28 protein-coding genes, 1 tRNA gene, 1 pseudogene and 1 riboswitch are annotated in these 24,698 nt (G+C 71.7%); of the genes and pseudogenes, 17 read left to right on the forward strand and 13 right to left on the reverse strand.

The genetic code is table 11. The features are described from left to right. Positions 1-31: 31 nt before the first annotated feature. The 4 genes from gmd (at position 32) to AC1DQC_RS02265 (ending at position 3,980) form a co-directional block, all read left to right on the forward strand. Complete coding sequence (gmd, locus tag AC1DQC_RS02250) at positions 32-1,063, forward strand: GDP-mannose 4,6-dehydratase (protein ID WP_477049605.1); 1,032 nt, start codon at positions 32-34, stop codon at positions 1,061-1,063. Further along, entirely contained in the window at positions 1,060-2,028 is a 969-nt protein-coding gene (locus AC1DQC_RS02255) for a GDP-L-fucose synthase family protein (protein WP_477049606.1), read from the forward strand. The genes gmd and AC1DQC_RS02255 overlap by 4 nt, the downstream gene beginning before the upstream one ends. Positions 2,029-2,121: 93 nt before the next feature. Continuing rightward, the gene (locus tag AC1DQC_RS02260) at positions 2,122-3,447 is read left to right on the forward strand and encodes a UDP-glucose dehydrogenase family protein (protein ID WP_477049607.1); all 1,326 of its coding nucleotides are present in this window, start codon (positions 2,122-2,124) and stop codon (positions 3,445-3,447) included. Between the two features lie 62 nt (positions 3,448-3,509). Continuing rightward, on the forward strand, positions 3,510-3,980 hold the full coding sequence (locus AC1DQC_RS02265) for a CAP domain-containing protein (protein ID WP_477049608.1): 471 nt from the start codon (positions 3,510-3,512) through the stop codon (positions 3,978-3,980). 1 nt (position 3,981) lies between these two features. On the opposite strand, the gene AC1DQC_RS02270 is transcribed toward AC1DQC_RS02265, so the two are convergent. Continuing rightward, entirely contained in the window at positions 3,982-4,407 is a 426-nt protein-coding gene (locus AC1DQC_RS02270; RefSeq protein WP_477049609.1) for a VanZ family protein, read from the reverse strand. Then, positions 4,404-4,835 carry a VanZ family protein gene (locus tag AC1DQC_RS02275; protein ID WP_477049610.1) on the reverse strand — a complete coding sequence of 144 codons (432 nt, stop codon included), beginning with the start codon at positions 4,833-4,835 and terminating at the stop codon, positions 4,404-4,406. Before AC1DQC_RS02275 ends, AC1DQC_RS02270 begins: the two co-directional genes overlap by 4 nt. 79 nt (positions 4,836-4,914) lie before the next feature. On the opposite strand from AC1DQC_RS02275, the gene AC1DQC_RS02280 reads away from it, so the two are divergent. The 4 genes from AC1DQC_RS02280 (at position 4,915) to AC1DQC_RS02295 (ending at position 9,390) form a co-directional block, all read left to right on the forward strand. Next, positions 4,915-5,337, forward strand: a complete 423-nt coding sequence (locus tag AC1DQC_RS02280; RefSeq protein WP_477049611.1) for a MarR family winged helix-turn-helix transcriptional regulator — start codon at positions 4,915-4,917, stop codon at positions 5,335-5,337. Continuing rightward, positions 5,334-6,665 (forward strand): MFS transporter, encoded by a 1,332-nt coding sequence (locus AC1DQC_RS02285; RefSeq protein WP_477049612.1) that lies wholly within the window; start codon positions 5,334-5,336, stop codon positions 6,663-6,665. Before AC1DQC_RS02280 ends, AC1DQC_RS02285 begins: the two co-directional genes overlap by 4 nt. An 81-nt stretch (positions 6,666-6,746) precedes the next feature. After that, on the forward strand, positions 6,747-8,561 hold the full coding sequence (locus tag AC1DQC_RS02290; RefSeq protein WP_477049613.1) for a DUF4012 domain-containing protein: 1,815 nt from the start codon (positions 6,747-6,749) through the stop codon (positions 8,559-8,561). A gap of 94 nt (positions 8,562-8,655) precedes the next feature. Further along, positions 8,656-9,390 (forward strand): peptidase, encoded by a 735-nt coding sequence (locus AC1DQC_RS02295; RefSeq protein ID WP_477049614.1) that lies wholly within the window; start codon positions 8,656-8,658, stop codon positions 9,388-9,390. Between the two features lie 56 nt (positions 9,391-9,446). On the opposite strand, the gene serC is transcribed toward AC1DQC_RS02295, so the two are convergent. Further along, the gene (gene serC, locus AC1DQC_RS02300) at positions 9,447-10,580 is read right to left on the reverse strand and encodes a phosphoserine transaminase (RefSeq protein WP_477049615.1); all 1,134 of its coding nucleotides are present in this window, start codon (positions 10,578-10,580) and stop codon (positions 9,447-9,449) included. Between the two features lie 137 nt (positions 10,581-10,717). On the opposite strand from serC, the gene AC1DQC_RS02305 reads away from it, so the two are divergent. The 4 genes from AC1DQC_RS02305 to AC1DQC_RS02320 all read left to right on the forward strand — a co-directional run bounded on the left by AC1DQC_RS02305 (position 10,718) and on the right by AC1DQC_RS02320 (position 14,504). Beyond that, entirely contained in the window at positions 10,718-11,443 is a 726-nt protein-coding gene (locus AC1DQC_RS02305; RefSeq protein WP_477049616.1) for an iron-dependent transcriptional repressor DtxR, read from the forward strand. Between the two features lie 280 nt (positions 11,444-11,723). Then, positions 11,724-11,891, forward strand: a riboswitch (cyclic di-AMP (ydaO/yuaA leader). A 2-nt stretch (positions 11,892-11,893) separates the two neighbouring features. Further along, positions 11,894-12,679, forward strand: coding sequence for a C40 family peptidase (locus AC1DQC_RS02310; RefSeq protein WP_477049617.1), 786 nt, complete (start codon positions 11,894-11,896; stop codon positions 12,677-12,679). 182 nt (positions 12,680-12,861) lie between these two features. Continuing rightward, complete coding sequence (locus AC1DQC_RS02315; RefSeq protein ID WP_477049618.1) at positions 12,862-13,437, forward strand: HNH endonuclease; 576 nt, start codon at positions 12,862-12,864, stop codon at positions 13,435-13,437. A gap of 128 nt (positions 13,438-13,565) precedes the next feature. Further along, on the forward strand, positions 13,566-14,504 hold the full coding sequence (locus AC1DQC_RS02320) for a universal stress protein (protein WP_477049619.1): 939 nt from the start codon (positions 13,566-13,568) through the stop codon (positions 14,502-14,504). On the opposite strand, the gene AC1DQC_RS02325 is transcribed toward AC1DQC_RS02320, so the two are convergent. Beyond that, a complete protein-coding gene (locus tag AC1DQC_RS02325; protein ID WP_477049620.1) occupies positions 14,501-14,974 on the reverse strand; it encodes an Lrp/AsnC family transcriptional regulator in 474 nt (157 codons plus the stop codon). The genes AC1DQC_RS02320 and AC1DQC_RS02325 overlap by 4 nt on opposite strands. 177 nt (positions 14,975-15,151) lie before the next feature. Between AC1DQC_RS02325 and AC1DQC_RS02330 the strand changes: the two genes are divergently transcribed. Beyond that, the gene (locus AC1DQC_RS02330) at positions 15,152-16,300 is read left to right on the forward strand and encodes a CAP domain-containing protein (protein WP_477049621.1); all 1,149 of its coding nucleotides are present in this window, start codon (positions 15,152-15,154) and stop codon (positions 16,298-16,300) included. A gap of 123 nt (positions 16,301-16,423) precedes the next feature. On the opposite strand, the gene rocD is transcribed toward AC1DQC_RS02330, so the two are convergent. From rocD to AC1DQC_RS02345, 3 genes are all read right to left on the reverse strand, one after another. Further along, positions 16,424-17,629 carry an ornithine--oxo-acid transaminase gene (gene rocD / locus AC1DQC_RS02335; RefSeq protein ID WP_477049622.1) on the reverse strand — a complete coding sequence of 402 codons (1,206 nt, stop codon included), beginning with the start codon at positions 17,627-17,629 and terminating at the stop codon, positions 16,424-16,426. Further along, positions 17,626-18,471: a dimethylargininase gene (gene ddaH / locus AC1DQC_RS02340; protein ID WP_477049623.1), complete on the reverse strand. Its 846-nt coding sequence runs from the start codon at positions 18,469-18,471 to the stop codon at positions 17,626-17,628. Before ddaH ends, rocD begins: the two co-directional genes overlap by 4 nt. 104 nt (positions 18,472-18,575) lie before the next feature. Continuing rightward, positions 18,576-19,043: an SRPBCC family protein gene (locus AC1DQC_RS02345; RefSeq protein WP_477049624.1), complete on the reverse strand. Its 468-nt coding sequence runs from the start codon at positions 19,041-19,043 to the stop codon at positions 18,576-18,578. Between the two features lie 46 nt (positions 19,044-19,089). Between AC1DQC_RS02345 and AC1DQC_RS02350 the strand changes: the two genes are divergently transcribed. Then, a complete protein-coding gene (locus AC1DQC_RS02350) occupies positions 19,090-20,076 on the forward strand; it encodes an aldo/keto reductase (RefSeq protein ID WP_477049625.1) in 987 nt (328 codons plus the stop codon). 3 nt (positions 20,077-20,079) lie between these two features. On the opposite strand, the gene AC1DQC_RS02355 is transcribed toward AC1DQC_RS02350, so the two are convergent. Together AC1DQC_RS02355 and AC1DQC_RS02360 are read right to left on the reverse strand one after the other, a co-directional pair. Further along, on the reverse strand, positions 20,080-20,838 hold the full coding sequence (locus AC1DQC_RS02355) for a hypothetical protein (protein WP_477049626.1): 759 nt from the start codon (positions 20,836-20,838) through the stop codon (positions 20,080-20,082). A 4-nt stretch (positions 20,839-20,842) separates the two neighbouring features. Continuing rightward, complete coding sequence (locus AC1DQC_RS02360; protein ID WP_477049627.1) at positions 20,843-21,301, reverse strand: OsmC family protein; 459 nt, start codon at positions 21,299-21,301, stop codon at positions 20,843-20,845. Positions 21,302-21,384: 83 nt separating this feature from the next. On the opposite strand from AC1DQC_RS02360, the gene AC1DQC_RS02365 reads away from it, so the two are divergent. Further along, complete coding sequence (locus AC1DQC_RS02365) at positions 21,385-21,564, forward strand: hypothetical protein (RefSeq protein ID WP_477049628.1); 180 nt, start codon at positions 21,385-21,387, stop codon at positions 21,562-21,564. 3 nt (positions 21,565-21,567) lie between these two features. Here AC1DQC_RS02365 and AC1DQC_RS02370 read toward each other — a convergent pair whose 3' ends face one another. Continuing rightward, positions 21,568-22,068, reverse strand: a complete 501-nt coding sequence (locus AC1DQC_RS02370; protein WP_477049629.1) for a hypothetical protein — start codon at positions 22,066-22,068, stop codon at positions 21,568-21,570. Positions 22,069-22,379: 311 nt separating this feature from the next. On the opposite strand from AC1DQC_RS02370, the gene AC1DQC_RS02375 reads away from it, so the two are divergent. After that, positions 22,380-22,452, forward strand: a tRNA-Arg gene (locus AC1DQC_RS02375). 17 nt (positions 22,453-22,469) lie between these two features. On the opposite strand, the gene AC1DQC_RS02380 is transcribed toward AC1DQC_RS02375, so the two are convergent. The 3 genes and pseudogenes from AC1DQC_RS02380 to AC1DQC_RS02390 all read right to left on the reverse strand — a co-directional run. Beyond that, positions 22,470-22,928, reverse strand: coding sequence for a hypothetical protein (locus AC1DQC_RS02380; RefSeq protein WP_477049630.1), 459 nt, complete (start codon positions 22,926-22,928; stop codon positions 22,470-22,472). Next, on the reverse strand, positions 22,925-23,176 hold the full coding sequence (locus tag AC1DQC_RS02385) for a relaxase domain-containing protein (RefSeq protein ID WP_477049681.1): 252 nt from the start codon (positions 23,174-23,176) through the stop codon (positions 22,925-22,927). The genes AC1DQC_RS02380 and AC1DQC_RS02385 overlap by 4 nt, the downstream gene beginning before the upstream one ends. Further along, positions 23,139-23,417, reverse strand: a pseudogene (locus tag AC1DQC_RS02390) (relaxase domain-containing protein); the annotation flags it as partial. The gene AC1DQC_RS02385 and the pseudogene AC1DQC_RS02390, both read right to left, overlap by 38 nt. A 295-nt stretch (positions 23,418-23,712) precedes the next feature. On the opposite strand from AC1DQC_RS02390, the gene AC1DQC_RS02395 reads away from it, so the two are divergent. Further along, positions 23,713-24,453 carry a hypothetical protein gene (locus AC1DQC_RS02395; RefSeq protein WP_477049631.1) on the forward strand — a complete coding sequence of 247 codons (741 nt, stop codon included), beginning with the start codon at positions 23,713-23,715 and terminating at the stop codon, positions 24,451-24,453. Positions 24,454-24,698: the final 245 nt, after the last annotated feature.

Consider the following 24,698-nt stretch of genomic DNA (forward strand, 5'->3'; position numbering starts at 1 on the left):
AACAGGAACAAATCTGATGAGAGTTGGAAAGATGTTAAAGCGCGTATTTATCACAGGTATTACTGGGCAGGACGGCTCGTACCTCGCCGAACTTCTGCTGCAAAAAGGCTACGAGGTTCACGGACTGATCCGACGCGCCTCCACGTTCAACACGGCTCGCATCGATCACCTGTACGTCGATCCGCACAACCCGAGTGCGAGGCTCTTTCTCCACTACGGCGACCTGAGCGACGGTGCTCGACTCGTGACGCTGCTCGCCGACATCCGCCCCGACGAGGTCTACAACCTCGCCGCTCAGTCGCACGTTCGGGTGTCCTTCGACGAGCCCGAGCACACGGGCGACACGACGGGCATGGGCTCGATCCGCCTGCTTGAAGCAGTGCGCATGGCGGGGATCGAGACGCGGTTCTACCAGGCGTCGAGCTCGGAGATGTTCGGGGCCTCCCCGCCGCCGCAGGACGAGGACACGCCGTTCTACCCGCGCTCTCCGTACGGTGCGGCGAAGGTCTACGCGTACTGGGTCACGCGCAACTACCGCGAGGCGTACGGGATGTTCGCGGTCAATGGGATCCTGTTCAACCACGAGTCCCCGCGGCGTGGCGAAACGTTCGTGACGCGGAAGATCACGCGCGCGGCGGCGGCTATCAAGGCCGGGGTACAGGACAAGCTGTTTATGGGCAACCTCGACTCAGTGCGTGACTGGGGCTACGCGGCCGAGTACGTCGAGGGCATGTGGCGGATGCTGCAGGTCGACGAGCCGGAGGACTTCGTGCTGGCGACCGGCGGGGGCATCACCGTGCGCGAATTCCTCGCCGCGTCGTTCGACCACGTCGGGCTCGACTGGGAACGGCACGTCGAATTCGACGAGCGATACCTGCGGCCCACGGAAGTCGACGCGTTGATCGGTGACGCGTCCAAGGCGGAGAGCCGTTTGGGGTGGAAGGCGACGGTGGGTGGCGCTGACCTGGCGCGGCTCATGGTCGAGGCCGACGTCGAGGCGCTGTCGCACGCCGGTCGCCCCTGGATCGACTCCGTGGACCTGCCGTCGTGGGTGGGAGCGTGAGCGTCGTGTTCGAGCCCGGGCCTCTCGACCGGGACGCCACCTTCTATGTCGCCGGGCACCGGGGTCTGGTCGGGTCGGCGATCTGGCGTCGGCTGGAGGCCGCGGGGTTCACCAACCTCGTGGGGCGATCGTCGGGCGAGCTCGACCTCCTGGAGCGCGACGACGTCTTCGCATTCTTCGCCGAGCACCGTCCGCGCTACGTCGTCCTTGCGGCGGCCAAGGTGGGCGGGATACTCGCGAACAGCACCTTCCCCGTGGACTTCCTCAGCGACAACCTGCGAATCCAGGTCAACGTCCTCGACGCCGCGCGCAAGCACCAGGTCGAGCGGGTGCTGTTCCTCGGGTCGTCGTGCATCTACCCCAAGTTCGCCCCCCAGCCGATCCGCGAGGACTCGCTACTGACGGGACATCTCGAGGAGACGAACGACGCCTACGCGATCGCGAAGATCGCGGGGATCATGCAGGTCCAGGCGGTGCGTCGACAGGATGGCCTTCCCTGGATTAGTGCGATGCCGACCAACCTGTACGGGCCGAACGACAACTTCTCGCCGCTCGGCTCGCACGTCCTGCCGGCCTTGATCCGCCGCTACGACGAGGCGGCCGCCAGTGATGCGCCCACGGTGACCAACTGGGGCACTGGCACGCCCCGCAGGGAGTTCCTGCACGTTGACGACATGGCGGACGCCTGCCTGCATCTGCTCGAGCACTACGACGGGCAGGAGCAGGTCAACGTCGGCACCGGTCAGGACGTGACTATCCGCGAGATCGCGGAGACGATCGCCGCGGTGGTCGGTTTTAAGGGTCAGACCGAGTGGGACACGACCAAGCCGGACGGCACGCCGCAGAAGCTCCTCGACGTCTCGAAGCTGGCGGCGACCGGGTGGGCCTCGCGGATCGGGCTCGAAGAGGGGCTGCGCTCCACGGTGGAGTGGTTCCGCGCGCACCAGGCGTCGCTGCGGGAGTGACCGGTCGCCGCGGATCACCCTCGTCGGGCCCGGGTGAGCGTGGTGCGGGCCGATAGAGTCGGCGCTTCCGAACCCCTCAAGGAGCAGAGATCCGTGCGCCTGTCTGTTATCGGATGCGGCTACCTCGGTGCCGTCCACGCCGCGAGCATGGCCCAGCTCGGCCACGACGTCATCGGCATCGACGTCGACGCGAAGAAGATCGACGCCCTGCGCGAGGGTCGCGCCCCGTTCTACGAGCCCGGCCTGCCGGAGCTGCTCACGGAGGCGGGCGCGACCGGCCGGCTGAGCTTCAGCACCGAGATGGCCGACGCGGCGGGCGCGGACGTCCACTTCATCTGCGTCGGCACGCCGCAGGTGCACGGCGAGTTTCGCGCGGACCTCACGTACGTCAACGCGGCGACGGCGGCGCTCAAGGAGCACCTGCGTCCGGGCGACGTGGTGGCCGGCAAGTCGACGGTCCCGGTCGGCACGGCGGAGGCGATCGCGGAGTCGCTCAGCGGCACCGGCGCGATCCTCGTCTGGAACCCCGAGTTCCTGCGGGAGGGCTTCGCGGTCAAGGACACCCTGCACCCGGACCGGCTGGTCTACGGCGTGCCGACGGACGAGGACGGGGAGCCGACGCCCGAGGGTGCCAAGGCAAAGGCGATCCTCGACGAGGTCTACGCGACGCCGCTGAGCGAGCACACGCCGCTGGTCGTGACGGACTACGCGACCGCGCAGCTGGTGAAGGTGGCCGCGAACTCGTTCCTGGCSACCAAGATCTCGTTCATCAACGCGATGKCCGAGCTGTGCGAGGCGACCGGCGCCGACGTGACGCGGCTGGCGGACGCGATCGGGTACGACGCGCGGATCGGCCGGCGCTTCCTCAACGCCGGGCTCGGGTTCGGCGGCGGGTGCCTGCCCAAGGACATCCGGGCGTTCATGGCGCGGGCCGGCGAGCTCGGAGTCAGCGACGCGCTGTCGTTCCTGCGCGAGGTCGACTCGATCAACATGCGGCGGCGCGTGCGCATGGTGGACCTGGCGCGCGAGGTGTGCGACGGGTCGATCGTCGGCAAGCGCGTGGCTGTGCTCGGGGCGGCGTTCAAGCCGGACTCGGACGACGTCCGTGACTCACCGGCGCTGTCGGTGGCCGCGCAGATGCAGCTGCAGGGCGCGCACGTCACCGTGACGGACCCGCAGGCGATCCCCAACGCAGCCGCCAAGTGGCCCGACCTGCAGTTCAAGGAGTCAGCGCTCGAGGCGGCGAAGGACGCCGACGTCGTGCTCTTGTCCACCGAGTGGGCCGAGTATCGCGACATCGACCCCGATGAGCTGGCGAAGGTCGTCGCGCACAAGCGGATCCTCGACGGGCGCAACGTGCTCGAGCCGTCGGTGTGGCGCGCCGCGGGCTGGACCTATCGCGCGCTGGGCCGTCCGTAGCGGTGGAGGAGTCGGCGCACCACGCACGGGCCCGCAGGGGGTCGGCCGGCTGGGTCCTCGTCGTGCTCGGCGTCGTCCTGGCGCTTGCCGCGGTGCTCGTCGCCACCCGGCCGTGGAGCGGCGAGCCGGCGCCGACGCACCAGCCGTGGTCGGCGGAGGGTGCCGATCCGGCCGAGTACGCGGCGGAGCTCGTCGCGGAGACGAACGCGGCGCGCGCCGACGAGGACCTTCCTGCGCTCACGGTGTCGGACTGCGCGATGAGCGCCGGCGCCGAGCGCGCGGCCGCGCTGGAGGGCGGCAAGGAGCTCGAGCACGCGCCGCTGGCGCCGGTGATCGAGGCGTGCGGTCCGTCGACGACCGCCGCCGAGAACCTGGCGCGGGCCGCCGCCACGCCGCACGACGTGGTCGAGGCCTGGCTCGGGTCGCCCGGGCACCGGGCCAACCTGCTCGACCCGGCGCTGGACCAGATGGGCATCGGCTGCCTGCTCGACGGCGACGAGATGCTCTGCTCGCAGATCTTCCTCGGGCCGTAGGTCAGGCGTTCGCGGGCTCGCGCGACTGTGTGGCGGCGCGCACCCACAACAGGACCAGCACGCCGACAAGGGAACCGAGGGTGTTCGCGACGAGGTCGCGCACGTCGGCCACCCGGTCGGGCAGGAACAGCAGCTGGGTGAGCTCGATCACGCCAGAAGTCACCGCGCCGGCGAGGACGACGAGCCACGAGGGCCAGCGCGCGAGGAGCCCGACCAGCACGCCGAACGGCACGAAGAGCACGATGTTGGCGACGAACTCGGTGGCGCTGAAGGTGAGCGGCACCCCGATCGAGTGCAGCCACGAGAGTGCGGAGCGGACCAGGTCGAAGCCCTTGTCGGCCCCGATCTGCGGCCACAGCGTGACGCGGACGAGCCCGGCCAGGTAGACGACGAGCAGCGTGATCGTGAGGCGCCGAGCCCGGGTCACGTGGTGGAACTCGCCGTCGACCGGCGCGGCACCAGCAGAGACAGCCCGACGCCGAGCGCAGCGCCGGCGGAGTTGCCGAGCACGTCGCGGACGGACGCCCGCCGGTACGGCAGCCCCCATGCCTGCACCAGCTCGATGCCGATGGACACGGCGACGAGCCCCAGCAGCACCGCCCACCAGAGCCGGCGCGGGGCGAGCAGCGCGCCGAGCAGGCCGAGCGGCACGAACAGCGCGATGTTGGCGCCGAACTCGGCGGCGTGCACGTTGAGGATCGGCGGCAGCCCGATCGCGTGCAGGCGGGCGAGCCCGCGGTCGATCGGGCCGTCGAAGGCGTCCTGCAGGTGCCACGGGTTGAGCACGAGCACGGCGGCGGCGACGCCGACGATGACGAGCAGCGCGATCACCACCTGCCGCTGCCGGATGCTCATGCCGCACAGGGTACGTGGGGGACCCGGTCGGACCCGGGTGAGGTTTCATTACGCAAGGTAATGAGTTAGGCTAAGGATCATGCCTTCCGCCTCCGCCCTCGCCGGCGACCTCCGCATCGCGATCGGTCGCGCCTCGCGACGGATCCGGGCGGAGCGCGGCGCCGCCGGGCTGACGGACCCCCAGTTCACGGTCCTCGCATGGCTCACCAAGGACGGGCCGATGAGCCCCGGCCAGCTGGCCGAGCGCGAGCGCATCCAGCCGCCCAGCATGACCCGCACGGTGAACGGCCTGGCTGAGCTCGGCCTCGTCGCCAAGGCGGAKCACCCGACCGACGGCCGGCAGGTCGTCGTCAGCCTCACGGACGCGGGTGTCGCGGAGGTCCGTGAGACGCGGCGCCGCCGGGACGCCTGGCTGGCCGGGCGCCTGGCCACCCTCACCCCGGACGAGCGCACGCTGCTCGTCGACGCCGCCGAGCTGCTGCGGAGGATCGCCGCTTCATGAGTCCCACGTTCTCCTCGCTGAAGTTCCGCAACTACCGGCTGTGGTTCGCCGGAGCGCTGGTGGCGAACGTGGGCACCTGGATGCAGCGCGTCGCCCAGGACTGGCTGGTTCTCACCGAGCTGACTAACAACTCCGGCGTCGCCGTCGGCATCACGACGGCCCTGCAGTTCGCCCCGGTGCTCGTCCTGTCCCCGTATGCGGGGCTGCTGGCCGACCGCGTCGACCGTCGCAAGCTGCTCATGGCCACGCAGGTGGGCCAGGGCGTGCTCGCCGGCGGGCTCGGCATCCTCGTCCTGTCCGGGCATGCGCAGCTCTGGCAGGTCTACCTGTTCGCGCTGACCCTCGGCTGCGTGACGGCGATCGACGGGCCGGTGCGCCAGACGTTCGTCGCCGAGCTCGTGCCCTCGAGCAAGCTCTCCAACGCCGTGGGCCTGAACAGCGCGAGCTTCAACGCTGCCCGCCTCATCGGCCCGGGCGTCGCAGGTCTGCTCATCGCGGCGGTCGGCACCGGGTGGGTGTTCGTCATCAACGCGGTGACGTTCGCCGCGACAATCTTCTCGCTGACCCGCATGCGCACCTCCGAGCTGCATCGGATGCCGACGACGCCGCGCGCCAAGGGACAGCTGCGTGAGGGCATCGCCTACGTGCGGGGTCGCAGCGACATCCTCGTGATCATGGTGGTCGTCGGCGTGGTCTCCACGTTCGGCCTCAACTTCCAGCTGACCAGCGCGCTCATGGCGCGCACCGAGTTCGGGCGCGGCGCGGGGGAGTACGGCATCCTCGGGTCGGTCCTGGCCATCGGGTCGCTGACCGGCGCGCTCCTGGCCGCCCGGCGCGAACGGCCCCGCGTGCGGCTGGTCATCGGGGCGGCGTTTGGGTTCGGCATCGCGACCGGCGTCATGGCCCTCATGCCGACGTACCTCTCGTTCGCGATCGCCTGCATCCCCGTCGGGCTGGCGTCGCTGACCATGATGACCGCGGCCAACGCGACCATCCAGATGAGCACCGACCCCGCCGTCCGCGGCCGCGTGATGGCGCTCTACATGATGGTGTTCCTGGGGGCGACGCCCATCGGGTCGCCCATCGTCGGCTGGATCGGCCAGACCTACGGCGCCCGCTGGGCCATCGGCATCGGCTCGATCTCCGCCCTGCTCGTCGCCACGGGCGCCGCGTTGTGGGTCTGGAAGAAGTGGGACGTCACCGTCCGCTACCACGTGCGGACGCGGCCCCACCTCGAGGTGGTCTACCCGACGCTGGCCGAGCGGCGCGCCGAGGCAGCCACGCGACTGGGTGCGCAGGAAGCGGCGGACCGCCAGACGGCGGCCTGATCCGGCCAACCGGGTGGAAGCCCGGGTGAAGAGGGCCGACGCCCGTATCGTCCAGGATGTCCGAGATGTGACGATCGGTACGTGAGTGCCACGATCGACGAGCAGCGCGCGCCCGAGGCGAGCCCGCCGTCGGACGAGGGTCCGGCCGTCGACGTCCGGAGACGCCGGACGGGACTGCGCATCGCGCTCGGGATCATCGCGCTGCTGGTCCTCGCAGCGGGCTGGCTCGCGTTCCGCGTCTACCAGGCGGGCACGGCGCTGCTGGCGGCCAAGGACGTGGTGCTCGACCTCGAGGGCGACCTGGGCGGCGGCGACACCCAGCAGATCCAGGCGCAGCTGCCGGAGGTGCAGGCCGACCTGGCCCAGGCGCGCGGGGCGACGAACGACCCCGTGTGGCGGCTGGCCGAGTACCTCCCCCGGGTCGGGGAACAGCTGGCGGCCGTCCGGATCGTGTCGACCTCGCTCGACGACGTAGTGCGCGAGTCCGTGCCCGCCATCGGGCGCATCGACGACGTGCTCGCCGCGCAGGAGGCGCCCGGGACCGACGGTCGGATCGACCTTGCGCCGCTGGTGGACGCCGCGCCCGACATCGCGGCGGCCGCCGTCAGTGCGCGCGAGGCGCAGGCCGCGGTGGGGGCGATCGACACGAGCGCGCTGTTCTCGCAGCTGGTGGGCCCGGTGACCCAGGTGCAGGACGGCATGGACCGGGTCAGCGGGGCGCTCGATGCGGGCTCGCAGGTGGCGACTCTGCTGCCGGCCATGCTCGGCGCCGACGGGCCGCGCACCTACCTGCTGGTCTCCCTCAACTCCTCCGAGCTGCGCAGCGCGGGCGGCATCGTCGGCGCATTCGCCGTGCTGCACGCCGACGACGGCACCATCGACCTCACCGAGCAGCGCACGACGGCGGACCTGCCCGGCATCGCGACCTCGATCCTGCCGCTCACCGACGAGGAGCAGCGGTTCGACACGGACCGCCTCGGCCGATGGGTGCAGGACGCCGTGATGACTCCGGACTTCCCGCGCAGCGCCGAGCTGCTCACCGCCCGGTGGGAGCGGGACATGGGGCAGCACGTCGACGGGATCATCGCGACCGACCCCGTCGCGGTCTCGTACCTGCTGGGCGCCACCGGTCCGGTGACGGAGCCGGGCGGCCTGCAGATCGACGCGTCGAACGTCCTGCAGGTCCTGCTGCACGACGCGTACCTCACCTACGGCGAGGACGCCGCGGCCGGCGACGCCTTCTACACCGGCGTCGCGTCGACGATCTTCCGCGCGGTCGGCTCCGGGCAGGGCGACTCCCGGGCCGTCGTCGACGCGCTCGCGCGGGCCGGCGCCGAGGGTCGGCTGCGCATGTGGTCGGCCCACCCCGAGGAGCAGAAGAAGCTGGCCGCGACGAGCGTCGGCGCCGCGTTCCTCACGGGCCCGTTCCCCGACGCGGCGGGCGTGTTTCTCAACGACGGGACCGCCGGCAAGCTCGACTACTACCTGAGCACGGCGGTGACCGTCGAGGACCTGCACTGCAGCGGCCCGGACCCGACCGCGACCGTGCGTCTCGACCTCAGCTACGCGCCGCCCGCCGACGTGGCGACCTTCCCCCACTACGTGACCGGGTGGAACGCCGAGACGGTTCCCGTGGGGTGGGTCGCGACGAACGTCACCGTGTACTCGCCGGTCGGTGCCTCGCTGGACGCGTTGCGCTGGAACGACGGCTACGTCTCCGGCGTCACCGGACAGGTCGCCGGCCGGTCGGCCCAGGTGGTCACGTCCCTGCTGGAGCCGGGCGGCCACGAGACGTACCGGTTCGACGTCCCGGTGCGCGACGGCCAGGTGACGGTGTGGACGACGCCGACGCTGACCAACCCCGGGCAGGTCGTCGCCACCTGCCCCGCCGGGTGAATCACCCCAAAATCACCCATATTGCCCCTGTGTGAACAGCCCGCGAGGGACCACAATGAACCGAAATGTCCGAGTAGCCGACAGGGGCGACATCATGGTCAGGCTCGCACGGGGCGCGGTCGTCGCGTTGCTCGCCCTCCTCGTCGCGCTCGCCGGCGCCCTGCCGTCGTCCGCGGCCGACGAGGCCCCCTCGCAGGACGCCACGATCTCGCCGTACGGCTGCCTCAGCCCGCTGGACTCCTACGGCGCCCCCCAGGTGTGCCAGCTCGCGGTCCACACGCTGTCGCCAGTCTGCGACAAGGACGTCCCGTACCTCGCCTACAACATCCAGGCGGTCGGCTCGCCGAACACCACGGTGACCATCACCTGGCTCAACCCCAGCGGCCCCAACGTCGTCTACGCCGGCCAGCCGCTGTCCGGGAAGGTCCTCTGGCCCGGCGCGAAGGTCGGTCCCGACGGCAAGGGCGCCGACTGGCCCGGCTGGCGACAGCTGCCGGACGGCTCCTGGGTCCAGGGCGACGAGTTCGACTGGGTGCGCCCCAGCGTCAAGGTCCTCTTCCAGGTCAACCCCGAGGCCACCGTCACCGTCGCGTACCCGCCGTCGAGCCCCAGCTGCCTGACCAACCCGCCGGACACCCAGGTGCTCGTCGACAACCCGGTGGACAGCGCGGTCCTGGCGGCCGACCCGCCGGCGTCCAACACGGCCGTCCTGTCCGCAACGGGATCCGAGGTGCAGCCCCTGCTCCTGGCCGGCGGCGCCCTGGTCCTCATCGGCGCCCTGACCGTGGCACTCGTCTCGATCGCCCGCCGACGCCGCCCGACTGCCTGAGCCGCTCAGGCGGATGACCGCCCGCCCCGCGCTGACCGCGGGGCGGGCGTCGTCCGTCAGGAGAGCTGGTCGACCACGTGGTCGACGCACGCCGTGAGCGCCAGGACGTCGTCGGGCTCCACGGCGGGGTACATCGCGACCCGCAGCTGGTTGCGGCCGAGCTTGCGGTAGGGCTCGACGTCGACTACGCCGTGGGCCCGCAGCACGCGGGCGACGGTGGGGGCCTCGATCTCGGGGTCCAGGTCGATGGTGCCGACGACGTTCGAGCGCAGGGCCGGGTCCGAGACGAACGGCGTCGCCCAGTCCCGCGACTCCGCCCAGCCGTAGAGGTTTGCGGCCGACGTGGCCGTGCGCTTCGCGGCCCAGGCCAGCCCGCCGTGGCCGAGGATCCAGTCGAGCTGCTCCGCCAGCAGGACGAGCGTCGCGATGGCCGGGGTGTTCAGGGTCTGGTCGAGGCGCGCGTTGGTGACGGCCGTGGTGAACGACAACGACTCGGGCACCCAGCGCCCGCTCGCCTCGATCCGAGCGGCCCGCTCGACGGCCGCGGGGGAGACCGCCGCGAGCCAGAGGCCGCCGTCCGAGGCGAACGACTTCTGCGGTGCGAAGTAGTAGGCGTCGGTCTGCGCGACGTCGACCGCGAGCCCGCCGGCGCCCGACGTCCCGTCCACCAGCACGAGGGCACCCTGCTCGCGGGACCCGGCGACCCGGCGCACGGGCGCGACGACCCCGGTCGACGTCTCGTTGTGCGGCCAGGCGTACGTGTCCACCCCGTCGGCGAAGGCGGGCACGGCCACGCCGCCGGGCGCGGCCGCGGTGACCACGGGCTCGCCGACGAAGGGCGCGCGCGTCGCCGCCGCCGCGAACTTGGCCCCGAACTCGCCGAAGGTGCCGAACGCGGCCCGGTCCTCGATCAGGCACAGCGTCGCCACGTCCCAGAACAGCGTCGACCCGCCGTTGCCCAGCACGATCTCGTACCCCTCGGGCAGCTCGAGCAGGTCGGCCAGGCCGGCACGCACGCGACCGACGAGCGCGCGCACGGGCGCCTGGCGGTGGGACGTGCCCAGCAGCCCCGCGGCGGGACCCGCCAGCGCGTCCACCTGCGCGCGCCGGATCTTGGAAGGGCCGGAGCCGAAGCGGCCGTCCGCGGGCAGCAGGTGTGCGGGGATGGTGATCTCGTGGGCATCGGGCACTGGCCGAGGATAGGCGGTCGCGGCCCCCGGCTGTCGGCTCGACCAACTAATCTGTGCACAGCGCGGCCGTCGCCCCCCGATCACTTTCTTCCGGGCAGGCGCCTGCGCGACGATGACGCGACGCGGGAGGCCATGCAGTGAGCGACCTGATCGACACGACGGAGATGTACCTCAAGACGGTCTACGAGCTCACCGAGGAAGGCATCACCCCCCTGCGCGCGCGCATCGCGGAGCGGCTGGGTCACTCCGGCCCGACGGTCTCCCAGACGGTCGCCCGCATGGAGCGCGACGGGCTCGTCGTCGTGACCGGTGACCGGCACCTCGAGCTGACCGCCCTGGGCCACGACAAGGCCGTGCGCGTCATGCGCAAGCACCGCCTGGCGGAGCGGCTCCTCACCGACGTGATCGGGCTCGAGTGGCCCTACGTCCACGAGGAGGCCTGCCGCTGGGAGCATGTCATGAGCGAGCGGGTGGAGAAGCGCCTCGCGTCGCTGCTCGACCACCCGCACTTCGACCCCTACGGCAACCCGATCCCGGGGCTCGGCGAGATCGGCGAGGAGACCACTCGCGTCGCCTTCCTCGACGGCGTGACGTCGCTCGTCGTCTACCGCGGCGAGCCCGGCGCGGACGGCGTCGAGCGGGCCGTGGTCGCGCGCATCGCGGAGCCCCTGCAGGTCGACGTCGAGCTGCTGTCGCGGCTGGCCGAGGCCGGGGTCCTCCCGCACCGGGAGATCGTCATCGAGCGGGCCGGCGGCATCGTCACGGTGTCCGCACCCGGGTCCGAGACCGTCCTGGACCTGCCCGACGACGTGGCCCGGCACATCTTCGTCGGCGCGGTCGAGAGGTCCGTCAGCGCCGTCTGAGAGGCCTCTGGGAGCGCCCTGGGAACGGTTCGCCCGATCCGTCGTGATCTTCGGCACAGGCCGTCCGAGTGATCTGTGCCCGCGCTCCCACGCCCCTGATCGGCGTCTTTGCAGGTCACCTCGGCCGCGTCGCGCGCCCGGCAGGACGGCTGTCCAACACGAACGAGATTGACCGTGATCGGAACGTGACAATCGCCGCGAGAGTCCTGTACGTTCGACCTGCTTCCCGGGAACCCTCCTCCTGAGAAGCCCTCGAGCGGAACGCCTAACCCTGCCGCCGTCACGAGGTTCGCACTATCCGCCGGCAGGGGCGGGGGACCCAATTGCGGGCACCGGAAGTTCGGTGTCCTTGGGGTGAAGCCGGAGATCCGATCTCGATCGGGGACACGGCCGGGTGTTCTCCCACCCGAACCCGACAGCTGACCTCGTAGGCATCAGGAGAGGCAACGCGTGACCGTGAGCACCACTCGCGCCCGCCATCGTGCGGCGCGCCGTCCTTCGACGCCACTGACCGAGCTGGCAGCTGCCGCAACGGGCCAGATGGGAACCGTCGGACGCCGTACTGCTGTCGTCGCCGCTTCGTCGGGACTCGTCGTCTCGATGTTCGGCTCCCCGGCCAGCGCCGCACCCTCGGGTGAGGCCGGCGCCCTGCCCGCGGTCGACACCGCTGCGCTGACAGCCTCGGCGCGTGCCGTGCTGAACACCGCGCCGGTCGTCACCGCCCCGGCCGACGCCGCCTGGACCGTCGACGTCCCGGTCGTCACGGCCGAGACGCCCCCGCCGCCCCCGCCCGTCAAGGCCAAGGTCAAGGCCGCCTCGCGCAGCACCACGCGCGCCGCTGCCGCTGCGACCGCCACGACGGCCTCCGCGGACGTCTCCTCGGCCGCGGTCCCGCAGTCGGTCGCCGGCAACGCGGTCCTCGAGATCGCCGCCCGCTACGTGGGCACGCCGTACGTCTCCGGTGGGTCCACCCCGGCCGGCTTCGACTGCTCGGGCTTCGTGTCCTACGTCTACGCCCAGCTCGGCGTCTCGCTGCCGCGGACGTCCAGTGGCATCAAGGCGGCCGGCACGGTCATCTCCCGTGCGGACGCCCAGCCGGGCGACCTCATCTGGAGCCCCGGGCACATCTCCATCTACGCCGGCGGCAACGACCAGATCGACTCGCCCCGCCCGGGCAAGACGATCCAGTTCCGCGCCATCTGGCAGAGCTCCCCGGTCTTCATCCGGATCGGCTGACGTTCGACAGCTCCACCGGACGAGGCCCCGACGACATCGATGTCGTCGGGGCCTCGCCTCGTTGACGGGCCTGTCGGCCGCTCCCGACGGGCCGTCGCGTACTCTGGCCGTGCATCACGCTGTTGCTTCGCTTCGCCGGGCCGGCAGCCAGCCGGTCCGACCCCCGAGGTCGGGAGAACGCCGTGCTCATGAATGCCACCAAGCTGTCCACCGAGGCCATCGGCGGGGCGGCACCCGAGGTCGGCTCGCCAGGGCTGATCGCGTCCGGAGCACGCACCCTGCTGCTCAACGCCAGCATGGAGCCCCTGTGCATCGTGAGCCTGCGGCGTGCCGTGGTGCTCGTGATGTCCGGCAAGGCGACCGTCCTGGAGTCCGACGGCCGCCTCCTGCACTCCGAGCGGGTCACCGTCCCGCTGCCCGTGGTCCTGTGCCTCACGCGGTACGTGCACGTCCCGGTCCGCCGCCCCGTGCCGCCCACGCGCCGCACCGTGCTGCAGCGGGACAACCACCGCTGCGCGTACTGCGGGGGCGGCGCCGACACCGTCGACCACGTGCACCCGCGCTCGCGCGGCGGCCGGCACGAGTGGACCAACGTCGTGGCCGCCTGCGTGCGGTGCAACCACCGCAAGGCCGACCGGCTGCTGCAGGAGATCGGCTGGGAGCTGTCGTTCGCGCCCCGGGCGCCGCGGTGGTCGGTGGCGTTCGGCACCACGTCGGTCCGTTCCGAGCCCCTCTGGTCGCAGTACGTGGTGGCCTGAGCACCCCCTTTCGTCAACGTTGCGCCAACGTATGGCAACATTCCGGTACCTCCTGGGTGCAACGGTGCATCCGGAGAGCACACTGGGACGAGTGCACGGCGGGCTCGTGACGAGCACGGAGGCTCCGGATGACGCGTGACGATGTGGTCCTCGTCGGGGTGGACGGATCGGCCGCGAGCCTGCACGCGCTCGACTGGGCGGCCGCGCAGGCCCGCGCGCACGGCTGGGGCGTCCGGCTCGTGTGCAGCTACTCGCTCCCGTCGTTCACCGCCGCCTCCCTCGATGGCGGGTACGCCGCGCTGGACGACACCGCGATCCAGGAGGGCGCCAAGGCCGTGCTGGCCGAGGCGACCGAGCGGGTCTCGTCGATGGGCGTCCCGGTGACGGCCAAGGTGCTCACCGGCGACGCCGCGGGCGTGCTGGTCGAGATGTCGCACGCGGTCCGGCTCGCGGTCGTCGGCACGCGGGGGCGCGGCGGGTTCGCCGACCGGCTGCTCGGCACCGTCTCGTCGGCCCTGCCCGCGCACGCGTACTGCCCGACCGTCGTCGTCCCGCTCCGGGAGGACGGCAAGACGCTTCCCGACGATGCCCCGATCCCCCCGACCCGGCCCGTGAAGCGGATCGTCGTCGGCGTCGACGGCTCGCCGCAGGCCGAGCACGCGCTGCGCTACGCGATCGGCGAGGCGGAGGCCTGGGGGGCCGAGCTGACGGCCGTCGCGGGCGTCCCCGTGGGGTCCATGGCGGGCGTCCTGGCCTGGCTGCCGTCCACGGTGGACCACGAGCAGGTGCTGCGCGACGTCACCGAGGGGCTGCACGTCGTGGTCGACCGCGCGCTCGTCGACCATCCCGGCCTCAGCGTGCGGCGCATCGCGCTCGACGGGACCGGCGCGGAGCTGCTCACGGAGTTCTCGGTGGCCACCGACCTCATCGTCGTCGGCTCGCGCGGCCGCGGGGGATTCGCCGGGCTGCTGCTCGGCTCCACCAGCCAGGCCGTGCTGCACCACTCCGACTGCCCGGTCATGGTGGTCACCAACCGGTGCGCCACGGCCGAGGCGGTGGCGATCTAGCTCGCCGGGTCGGGCGGCACGTCCGGGCGCCGGACCAGCGCGGACAGGACGACGGTCGAGCGCGTGCGGGCCACGAACGGCTCGGCGGCCAGCTTCTCGACGACGCGCTCCAGGTGCCGCATGTCCCGCGCGCGCACCTGCACGACAAGGTCCACGTCGCCGGTGACGGTGCTCGCCGCGACGACCTCGGGGTAGTGCTCGACCGCCGCCCGCATGGTCGCCGGGCTGGTGGAGCCGTTGCAGTAGAGCTCGACGAACGCCTCGGTCTGCCAGCCCATCGCGGCCGGGTCGAGCCGGACCGTGAACCCCCGGATCACGCCCCGCTCGCGCAGCCGGTCCACCCGCCGCTTCACCGCCGGAGCGGAGAGCGAGACCTGCTCGCCCACCTGCGCGAACGTCGCCCGGGCGTCGAGTGCGAGCACCCGCAGGATCGCGGTGTCGAGGGCGTCGAGCCCCGAGTGGTCGGTCACGTGCACATCATCGCCGAGCCGCGCTCGATTTGGTGTTCCACCGCGAGAGGTGACACGTTGGGCCGAACGGGTGATCCACCAAAGGGGCACAAGGCCTCAAGGCGGGCGCCCGTCGTGCCGAGATGAGTGGAAGCCCCACTCAGCGCCATGGCCGGGGGGCCCTGAGAAGGAGGCGGCGTGGTCAAGGACACCAAGAAGCGGCTCGACCTCGTGCCGAGCCAGCGACCGTCGGTGATCAGCGCGCCCACGCCGACCGTCGTCGACGTCCCGCACCAGCACACCGCCACCGAGCCACTCGTCGAGACGCCCACCGAGCCCACCCCGTCGCGGTCCGTCGCGATCCGTCGGTCCGTCTGGGTCGGCATGGCCGCGGCCATGGCGCTGGCGGTCGCCGCCGGCGGCGCGGTGTACGGCGCCGACCAGAAGGCCCTCACCGCGGCCGACGCGGCCCTCGACGCGCAGATGCGGGTCGACCGGGCGGCCCTGGCCGCCGACCGCGACGCCGTCGTCGAGCAGGCCGCCGAGCAGGTCGTCGTGCCCGCCGCCTACGCCGCCAGCCGCGCGGCGGCAGCGGCCGCGGCGCAGTCGACCGTCGACCACGCGAACGCCACGCTCGCCGCGGTGCCCAACGCCGGCGACGGCCCCCGGGCCGCCCTGACCGCCTCCACCGGCGCCGTGAGCGCCGCCCTCACCTCACCCGGCGTCAGCCTGGTGTCGCTGCGCTCGATCGTCGCCGGCGTCGCCGCACCCGAGAAGGCCGCCGTCGACGCCCAGGTGGCCTGGCAGGTCGCCGAGGACGCCCGCATCGCCGCCGAGAAGGCCGCCGCCGAGCAGGCCGCCGCCGCCGCGGCTGCTGCGGCCGCCGCGTCGCACGTCAAGGCACCCGCGACGCGGTCCTCGACCCGGACCACCACCCCGAAGCCCGCCGCCCAGGCGCCGGCCGCCCCCGCCGCCACCGGCATCCCCGCCGGTGGCCTCGTCTGCCGCGGAGCGGGCGGGTCGGGCGCCGGCGAGTCCAGCGTCTCGGCCATCGGCTCGGCCATCAACGCCTACCGCGCGTCGCTCGGCCTCCCGACGCTGTCCGTCTCCCGCAGCGGCAGCCTCGTCGCCCACGCGATCACCATGGCCAACGCCGGCGGCATCTGGCACTCCGGCGGCGACAACATCGTCGCCTGCGTGAGCAACGGCTCGGCCACCTCGATGGTCACGGCGTGGTCCAACTCGCCCGGCCACGACGCGCAGATGCGCCGCACCGACGTGTCGAGCATGGCGGTCGGCGGCGCGAGCCTGAACGGCTACCTCTTCGGCGCGGTCAAGTTCAGCTGACCCCGTCCGCCGCAACGTCCGCGCACGTACGCCCCCTGGGCCGTATCTACGCGGACGTTGCGGTGTGGTGGGGTGGTGCGTCCGCGCGAGTACGCCCCCTGGGACGTAGGTGCGCGGACGTTGTCAGCGGAGGGCGTCCGTCAGGCGGTCCGTCGCCAGGGACAGGTCGTCCTCGCTGATGGTCAGCGGGGGCGCCAGGCGGATGGTGCTGCCGTGGGTGTCCTTGGCCAGCACCCCGCGGGCGAGGAGCCGCTCGCAGAGCTGGCGGCCGGTGGTCGGCGGGGTGACGTCCAGCCCCGCCCACAGACCGACCCGCCGCGAGGCCGTCAGCAGGCCCTCGTCGACGAGGGCGTCCAGGCGCGTGCCCCACTCGAGGCCGAGCGTGGTCGCGCGGGCCTGCAGCTCGCCGGTCTCCAGCAGGCCGATCACCGCGAGGCCGACCGCGCACGCCAGGGGGTTGCCGCCGAACGTCGAGCCGTGGGTGCCTGCGGTCAGCACGCCGAGGACGTCGGCACGCCCGACGACCGCGGAGACGGGGAGCACGCCGCCGCCCAGGGCCTTGCCCAGCGTGACCAGGTCGGGCCGGACGCCCCAGAGCTCGGAGGCGAGCGTGGTGCCGGTGCGGCCGAGGCCGGACTGGATCTCGTCGGCGATGAAGAGGACGTCGTGCTCGGTGCACAGCGCGCGGACGGTCGGCAGGTAGTCGTCGGGCGGGACGACGACGCCCTGCTCGCCCTGGATGGGCTCCAGCAGGACGGCGACCGTGGTGTCGTCGATGGCGGCGGCGAGCGCGGCCGCGTCGCCGTACGGGACCACGCGGAAGCCCGGCGTGTACGGGCCGAAGCCGCGGCGCGCGTCGGGGTCGGTGGAGAACGACACGATCGTCGTCGTGCGCCCGTGGAAGTTGCCGTCGGCGACGATGATCGTCCCGCGCTCGTCGGGAACGCCCTTGACGTCGTAGCCCCACTTGCGGGCTGCCTTGATCGCGGTCTCGACCGCCTCGGCGCCCGTGTTCATGGGCAGGACCATGGGCGGGCCGGCGACGAGCGGACCGATCAGCGCGGCCAGCCGGGCCGCGAACGGCTCGAGCAGTTCGTGGTCGAACGCGCGGGACGTCAGCGTCAGCTTGTCGATCTGCGCGTGGGCCGCCGCCGTGAGCACCGGGTGCCGGTGCCCGAAGTTCAGCGCCGAGTAGCCCGAGAGGAGGTCCAGGTAGCGCCGGCCCTCGTCGTCGGTGACCCACGACCCGAGCCCGTCGACCAGTGTGACCGGCAGCGGGTGGTAGTTCGGGGCCAGGACGGAGGTCGTCGCTACCTCGGTGAGTGTCATCGCCCGGAGCCGGACGCGGGACGGATCTCCAGCGTGCAGCACTTGGCGCCGCCGCCGCCCTTGAGCAGCTCGCTGGTGTCCACGGGGATGGGGTTGTATCCGCGCTCGCGGATGGCGTCGGCGAGGTCGACGGCGCCGGGGGCGACGACCACGTTGTAGCCGTCGGACACCGCGTTGAGCCCGAGAGCGACGGCGTCGCGCTCGGTGGCCTCGACCGCGTCGGGGAACAGCTGCTGCAGGACCGCGCGCGAGCCGGCCGAGAACGCCGGCGGGAAGTACGCGATCTGCGGGTCGGCCGGGTCGCTCGACAGCACGGCCAGCGCGGTGTCGAGGTGGTAGTAGTGCGGGCTGACCAGGTCGAGCGAGATGACCGGGCGGCCGAAGAGCTCCTGGAGCTCGGCGTGCGCCGCGCGGTCGGTGCGGAAGCCGGTGCCGGCCAGCACGAGGTTGCCGACGACGAGCAGGTCGCCCTCGCCCTCGTTCGTCTGCTCGGCGGTGTGCGTGACGTAGCCGCGGTCGGCGAACCACTTCTGGTACGCGGGCCCCTCGGGCTGGCGCTCGGCGTAGCGGAACTTCGCGGAGTACACGACGCCGTCCAGCACGGTCGCGCCGTTGGCCGCGTAGACCATGTCCGGGAGGCCGGGGATCGGGTCGATCGTCTCGACGGTGTGGCCGAGGTCGAGGTACGTGTCCCGCAGGGTGCGCCACTGGCGGACCGCGAGGTCGGCGTCGGTGAACCGCGTCTTGTCCATCCACGGGTTGATCTCGTAGGACACCGTGTAGTGCGTGGGTTCGCACATCAGGTAGCGGCGGTCGGTACGTCCGGGGGCGGTCGGGGTCATGAGGCTCCTCGTGGCGTGTCGTTCCCCCAAGGCTACGAGCCGGCCACCCCGCAGGCCGTCATCTCGGATTGCGCGCTGGGGCGCGATCCGTTGCGCAGTCGTCGTCAAGCAAGGCGATCTGTTGCGCGCGCTTCGCGCCGCGCTTTCATCAGCGCGTACCGGACCATGCCGCCGAGGAACGGCTTGAGCGCCGCCTCGGTGAGTCGCCGGGGCAGCGGGCCGGCCAGGTAGACGTTCTCGCTCCAGAACACCCGGCTCGACGACGGCCCCGCGGGCACGACGACGATGCTCGCGGTGCCCTTGAGCACCCGGCCGATCTTGGTGAACGTCGCGACGCCGGGCTCGGACCCGTCCGGCGGGTCGTACCGGTCGATCGTCATGACGTCCTTGAGGCCGGGGAAGCCGCGCTTCGCCAGCGGGCCGGACACAGCCGTCACCGTGCTGCCGTCGACCTCGACCCGGGTCAGCGGGATCCACCGCTCGTGGTGGCGCAGGTTGGCCACCAGGTCCCAGGCGGCTGTCGCCGACACCGGGAAGGACCGGACCACGGCGTCGATCGGGATGCTCGTCACCTGGCCATCGTCCGCGCGGGTAACGTCGCTGTCCATGGAGACGTCGATGGAGAGCCGCCCGCTGGGGCGCACGGGTCGGTCGGTCGGGGTTGTCGGGCTGGGCTGCTGGCAGCTCGGCGCGGACTGGGGGTCGGTCAGCGAGGACGACGCCCTCGGAGTGCTGGAGGCGGCCGTCGACTCCGGCGTCACCTTCCTCGACACCGCCGACGTGTACGGCGACGGGCGGTCCGAGAAGCTCATCGGCACGTTCCTGGCGTCGCGCCCGGGGCACGGGCTGACGGTGGCGACGAAGATGGGCCGCCGCGCCGACCCCCACACGGCCGAGGCGTACACGCTGTCGTGGTTCCGCGCCTGGACCGACCGGTCCCGCGAGAACCTGGGCGTCGACACGCTCGACCTGGTGCAGCTGCACTGCCCGCCGTCCGAGGTGTACCGGCGCGAGTCCACGTACGACGCGCTGGACGTGCTCGTCGACGAGGGCCGCATCGCGTCCTACGGCGTCTCCGTCGAGACCGTGAACGAGGCCCTCGACGCGATCATCCGGCCGAACGTCGCCACCGTGCAGATCATCCTCAACGTGTTCCGCCGCAAGCCGCTCGAGGAGGTCCTGCCGCTCGCGCTCCAAGAGGGCGTCGGGATCATCGCGCGCGTGCCCCTGGCGTCGGGCCTGCTGTCGGGCAAGTACGACGAGCACACGCAGTTCGCCGACGACGACCACCGCTCCTACAACCGCGGCGGCGAGGCGTTCGACGTGGGGGAGACGTTCGCCGGGGTGCCGTTCGAGGTGGGCGTCGCCGCCGCCCGCGAGGTCGCCGCGCTGACGCCCGCCGGCTACACGACCGCGCAGCTGGCCCTGCGGTGGATCATCGACCAGCCCGGGGTGTCCGTCGTCATCCCCGGCGCCCGATCACCGGAGCAGGCGGCCGCGAACGCCGCCGCCGCGTCGCTGCCGCCCATCGACGAGGAGACGCTCGACGGGCTGCGCGGGGTGTACGACGGCCGGATCCGGCCGCACGTGCACGCCCGCTGGTAGTCGCTAGGAGCTCTTCTGGTCGCTCTTGCGCGACCCGATCCCCTTGAACCGCCCGGTGAGCCGCTTCTGCTCGGCGGGCACGATCACCGGCTTGTCGTCGGCACCCGCGATCTCGATCACGCGCGGGAACGTCGCCGGCGGCGGCCCGAACGCCTTGCGGGCACCGTCGATGACGTTCTTGCCCAGCGCCCGCGCGCCGGTCACGCCGATGACGAGGCCGATGCCGAACGGGATCATGCGCCCGACGGCGAGCCCGGTCTGCTTGGTCACCTGGGTGCGCACCAGGCGTCGGGTCATGGTCGTGTTCACCTTGCGCACGGTCGCCATGGGCATGCGTGTGAGCAGGGCGCGCGCCACGCTGACGCTGGTGAGCTCGGCGCCGTCGGTGATGATCTTGCCGCCGGCGTCGCCCAGGATCGCGGTCAGCAGCAGCGCGCGACGCCGCTCGGCGTCCTCGACCTCGATGCCGTGCACGCTGGCGACCGCCAGCGCGAACGCCGCCGACGCGCCGAAGAAGGTGGCGATGTCGCTGGCCGTGAGCACGAGCGCGACGCCGGTGCCGACCGCGGGGGCCGCCGCCGTGGCGCCCACAGCGCCGCCGGCGGTCTGCACCACGAGCAGGTACTCCTTCTCCAGCAGCCGGACCAGCTGCTCGGGCGTCGCCTCCGGATTGCGCCGGCGCAGCGACTCGACGTGCGCGTGGATGGTGCTGGACGGGATGGTCACGGCCTTCTCGAGCGCCGCTTCGACGAGGCGGGGCATCCGCTCAGCGCTCCCCGGTGACCGTCAGCTGCACGGTCGCGCCGGCCTCGAGCGTGCGCCCGACGGTGCAGTGCGAGTCGACCGCGCGGTGGATGATCGTGATGAGGCGCTCGCGGGCCTCGGGGTCGAGCCCGCTGAGGTCGACCACCATCTCCTCCGCGATCGCGGGGTAGCGGTCCTCGGCGTCGTCGCTCTCGCCCGAGACCTTGATGGTGACGTCGACGTCGTCGCCCAGCCGGTGGCTCAGCTTGGCGTCCGACGCGAGGCCGCTGCAGCCGGCGAGCGCGATCTTCAGCAGCTCGCCCGGGCTGAACACGTTCTCGACGCCCACGCTGCCGATCAGGACCTCCGCGCCACGCGAGTTGCGGCCCGTGTACCGGCGCGTGCCCGTGCGCTCGACCCACAGCTCGGTGTCGCCCGCGTTCGCGGTGATGTCGGGCGCTGGCTTCTGCTCGGTCGTCATCCCGCGATGATGCCACGGGGGCCGGGCCGCGGCGCCCCGACGCCGGGGTCCTAGGCTGGGTCGACATGGCGGAGGGATCGGGCATGTCGAAGAGCTCAGGTGCCGGCGGCGGGGCGGTCTACGGCCTCGGTGTCATCGGCGCCGCCGTCTACTACTTCTCCGCAGGGTCCTCCTTCTGGGAGTTCGTCCTCGCGATCCCGAAGGCCCTGGTGTGGCCCGCGATCGTCGTGTTCGAGCTGCTGAAGAGTTTTTACGGGTCGTAGGGCTCAGCTCAGGGCCGCGCACAGGTCCTTCGTCGGCCCGGCCGACGACAGGATCGTCCACACCCCGTCCGCGCCGATCGTGTAGACCACCTTGCCCGTGTAGAGCGTGGTCGTCGGCCCCGCCGGCACATCCGTCGGGAACAGGATGAGGACGTGCGCGCCCAGCGCGACCACGTGCGTGGAACCGTCCGGCTGCTTCGTCGTGATGTCGACCACGCCCGACGACGGCAGAGTCGTCGACTTCCCGGTCGTCGCGTTCGTCAGCGTGAGGGTCTGGCCCTGCCCCGCGGTCACCGTGACGTCGCCGTGCTTGTGCGTCGTCGTGAACCCGCCCGTCCCGCTGTACGTCAGCGGGAACGCGCACGCCTGCCCGGCGTCGAAGGTCGTCGGAGGCGTGGGCGGCATCGGGACAGGGGCCTTCGCCTCTGCGGGTGCGGCGAGGGTCGTGAGGCCGAGGGCGACGAGCGGGATGGTGATCCATCGCAGGGTGCGCGTGGCAGTCATGGGGGTTGTCCTTCGGTGCGGCGTGCGCGGTGTCTTCGCGTGGCGCGCGGCCGGTGGTGCGACGCGCGCGGGGCGCAGCGCGCGTCGGTGCGCTGCTGTGCCGAGGTCGTGCGCTCGCCCCGGGCTCCGATGGCCGGGGTTTGTCACGCTAGACCCGGCGGCGATGCGGTCACCACTGTCCGGTCTCGCGGCTGCGCTCCTGCTTCGGTGCGACCCCGCCCGGCCGGTAGGCTGACCCAGCGCATGAGGCCCGTCAGGGTGCTCGTCGCGCCGCGCGTGACCACCGGAAGATCCCTTCCTACGGGTCCCGAGCGCCTGTAGCTCAGGGGATAGAGCACCGCTCTCCTAAAGCGGGTGTCGGCAGTTCGAATCTGCCCAGGCGCACAGAGTGTTGTTGCAGGTCAGGGCGATCTTGGGTGCGATTGGTGTGGTGGCTGCGACCGCAATGTCCGGTTCGTGGTCAGCATGTGGTCATCAGTGGAGTCGCGCTCGGCGCTGCGCTCGCGGGCGATCGCGCGCCGGGCGAGTTCCATCTGCCTCTGTGACCAGCCTTCAGGGTCTTCGTCGTAGTCCGCGCAACGAGCGATCCACGCCTCGTAGCGCGTGACTACCTCGGCATCATCGAACTGGTATTGACGTAGCCCATCGCCATCTCGCATGACCAGATCGAGGCCGTGCAGGTACAGGAGGCCGTTGCTAACCATCGAGTCCGGGGCGCGCCCGTGAGCAAGGTCCCCCTCGACCCATGGAAACGCCCAGTCGTGCGCGCTCTCCCTGCTGCGCGCACTGGCGATTACCTCGCGCCAAACCTGATCGACCTCGGTCCGGTTTGGCCAACCGCGCGTCATGCTGCGCATCATGCCTGATCCCGACGACCGAGTACCCGCCATTCACCCGGCCACTCGTGTAGCCGATCCTGGTTCACCGGAGGTGTCATCCTCCTCGGTGCCGGATTCGGGGAAGTGAGGGCGCGTCGACTCGTCCGCCAGCCCCAGATGACGGAGACCGACTTGGGTGCGGTGAACGTCAGGTCGTAGCCGGCTACCGCGTGACGGCCCGCGCCGGGGTCGATGCTGCGGTAAGGCTTGCCGAGCGGCGTGTGACCGATCGGGTCGCACGCCGTCGCGAAAGACCTGCGTCATCGCCAGCTCGGTGACGGCGCTTCCGACGGGAAGATGACCGTCACCGAGCGCCCCGAGGCCGTTGCCGAGCCAGCGACCGGCGGGGTTGCCGGTCTGCTCGTAGTACACAGTGAGAGAGTCGCCGGCCGACAGGTCGGCGTCGCCGGCGGCAACATGCCGGGTCAGGTACGCGTAGCCGTCGCCGACCGTGAGCTTGTGCATCGACATCACCAACGCGCTACCTCCTCCCTGCGGCTCGAGCAGCGGCTGCTCCTGGTGATAGGTGCGCCAAGAAGTGCGTAAGGCGCGAGGTCGAGTCGCGCCCTCCCCGTGCAAGCAGGTATGCGGAACTGCGCGCAAGGCGCGACAGTGCACATGGATCGCGAGCAGTACCGCCGGGGTCACCGAAGCCACCGGCGCAGGCCGACGACGACATCGAACTCGGTGGGGGGCCTTCCCGGCCCACGCGAAAGCTCGATCGATTGCACGTCAGCGGACCGCCGTGCCGCCCTACCCTGTGCCTATGCCAGCCGTGATCGGTGACGTCGACGCCGACTACTCCCAGATCGAGCTCCACCACGGCGACGGCGGATACGTCGCCGACCTCCGCGAGATCGGTTTGGCCAGCGGGGAGTTCGGCGAGTATGCCGTCCTGACCACGCCGCGCCAGCACGGAACGATCACGATCGAAGTCGATGTCTTCGACGCACCGGCACCGCTGGATCCGTCGTGGGACACCGCCGTCGAGTTCTCGATGCGCACGGGTCAGGACGTCTGTGTCCAAGGTTGGGCCGGCACCGGACGTCTCGAAATCCCTATCTCTGCGGGTGTCGAGGTCCGCGTCCGCTACATCGTGATCGACGGCGAGCCGGCCTCGTCTTGGTCAGACGCGACCGATACCGAGGCCGAGCGGTATCTGCTGCAGATTTGGCCCGCTCCCATGAGCGCGGCCAGGACCATCGCCGCCACTACCCCGTGGAGCCAGTACTGGTCGTTTGGCCCTGCCGCCGAGGCACTGATTGCCGGGCTCCCAGATGTGCCGGACCCAGATCGGCTCAATGCCGTCATCGATCGGGCATTGGCGGACCATCCCGACGTCGCCGCACACCTTCGCGCAGGCGAGCACACCTACCAGGTCGGCATCGTGCGCTATGCCCAAGAACTTCTTAATGTCACCTACACGTCCGACGCGTATGAGGGGATCCGGAACGACAGCGACGCGCTACGGCAGCTCATCACAGCGCGCGTTGCGCTCACCGGATGAAGCGGAGGCCGCCCGCACGAGCGAGTCGCGGGTGATGTGCACGGCGGCGACATGGCTAGAACCGAAGCCCAACCGGTTCTCGGCTATCCCGACCCAAACCGTCTCCGTCCGCCACGGGCAGCGGACACCGTTCCATCGGCAGGCTCGGCTCCGTCGACCGAACACGATCGCAGCCCCGACTCTTCTTGCATCTACATGCGGCGAACGAGCGATCGGTCCGCGACCGACGCGGCCGCTTGCTCAGC

The organism is Cellulomonas sp. P4_H12 (genome assembly GCF_056400905.1).

What these genes read in the sequence shown, in the direction of transcription:
- gmd (WP_477049605.1), top strand. Translation starts at nt 32, where the DNA reads ATGTTAAAGCGCGTATTTATCACAGGTATTACTGGGCAGGACGGCTCG.
- AC1DQC_RS02275 (WP_477049610.1), bottom strand. Translation starts at nt 4,835, where the DNA reads ATGAGCATCCGGCAGCGGCAGGTGGTGATCGCGCTGCTCGTCATCGTC.
- AC1DQC_RS02285 (WP_477049612.1), top strand. Translation starts at nt 5,334, where the DNA reads ATGAGTCCCACGTTCTCCTCGCTGAAGTTCCGCAACTACCGGCTGTGG.
- AC1DQC_RS02295 (WP_477049614.1), top strand. Translation starts at nt 8,656, where the DNA reads ATGGTCAGGCTCGCACGGGGCGCGGTCGTCGCGTTGCTCGCCCTCCTC.
- AC1DQC_RS02320 (WP_477049619.1), top strand. Translation starts at nt 13,566, where the DNA reads ATGACGCGTGACGATGTGGTCCTCGTCGGGGTGGACGGATCGGCCGCG.
- rocD (WP_477049622.1), bottom strand. Translation starts at nt 17,629, where the DNA reads ATGACACTCACCGAGGTAGCGACGACCTCCGTCCTGGCCCCGAACTAC.
- ddaH (WP_477049623.1), bottom strand. Translation starts at nt 18,471, where the DNA reads ATGACCCCGACCGCCCCCGGACGTACCGACCGCCGCTACCTGATGTGC.
- AC1DQC_RS02350 (WP_477049625.1), top strand. Translation starts at nt 19,090, where the DNA reads ATGGAGAGCCGCCCGCTGGGGCGCACGGGTCGGTCGGTCGGGGTTGTC.
- AC1DQC_RS02355 (WP_477049626.1), bottom strand. Translation starts at nt 20,838, where the DNA reads ATGCCCCGCCTCGTCGAAGCGGCGCTCGAGAAGGCCGTGACCATCCCG.
- AC1DQC_RS02360 (WP_477049627.1), bottom strand. Translation starts at nt 21,301, where the DNA reads ATGACGACCGAGCAGAAGCCAGCGCCCGACATCACCGCGAACGCGGGC.
- AC1DQC_RS02365 (WP_477049628.1), top strand. Translation starts at nt 21,385, where the DNA reads ATGTCGAAGAGCTCAGGTGCCGGCGGCGGGGCGGTCTACGGCCTCGGT.
- AC1DQC_RS02370 (WP_477049629.1), bottom strand. Translation starts at nt 22,068, where the DNA reads ATGACTGCCACGCGCACCCTGCGATGGATCACCATCCCGCTCGTCGCC.
- AC1DQC_RS02380 (WP_477049630.1), bottom strand. Translation starts at nt 22,928, where the DNA reads ATGATGCGCAGCATGACGCGCGGTTGGCCAAACCGGACCGAGGTCGAT.
- AC1DQC_RS02395 (WP_477049631.1), top strand. Translation starts at nt 23,713, where the DNA reads ATGCCAGCCGTGATCGGTGACGTCGACGCCGACTACTCCCAGATCGAG.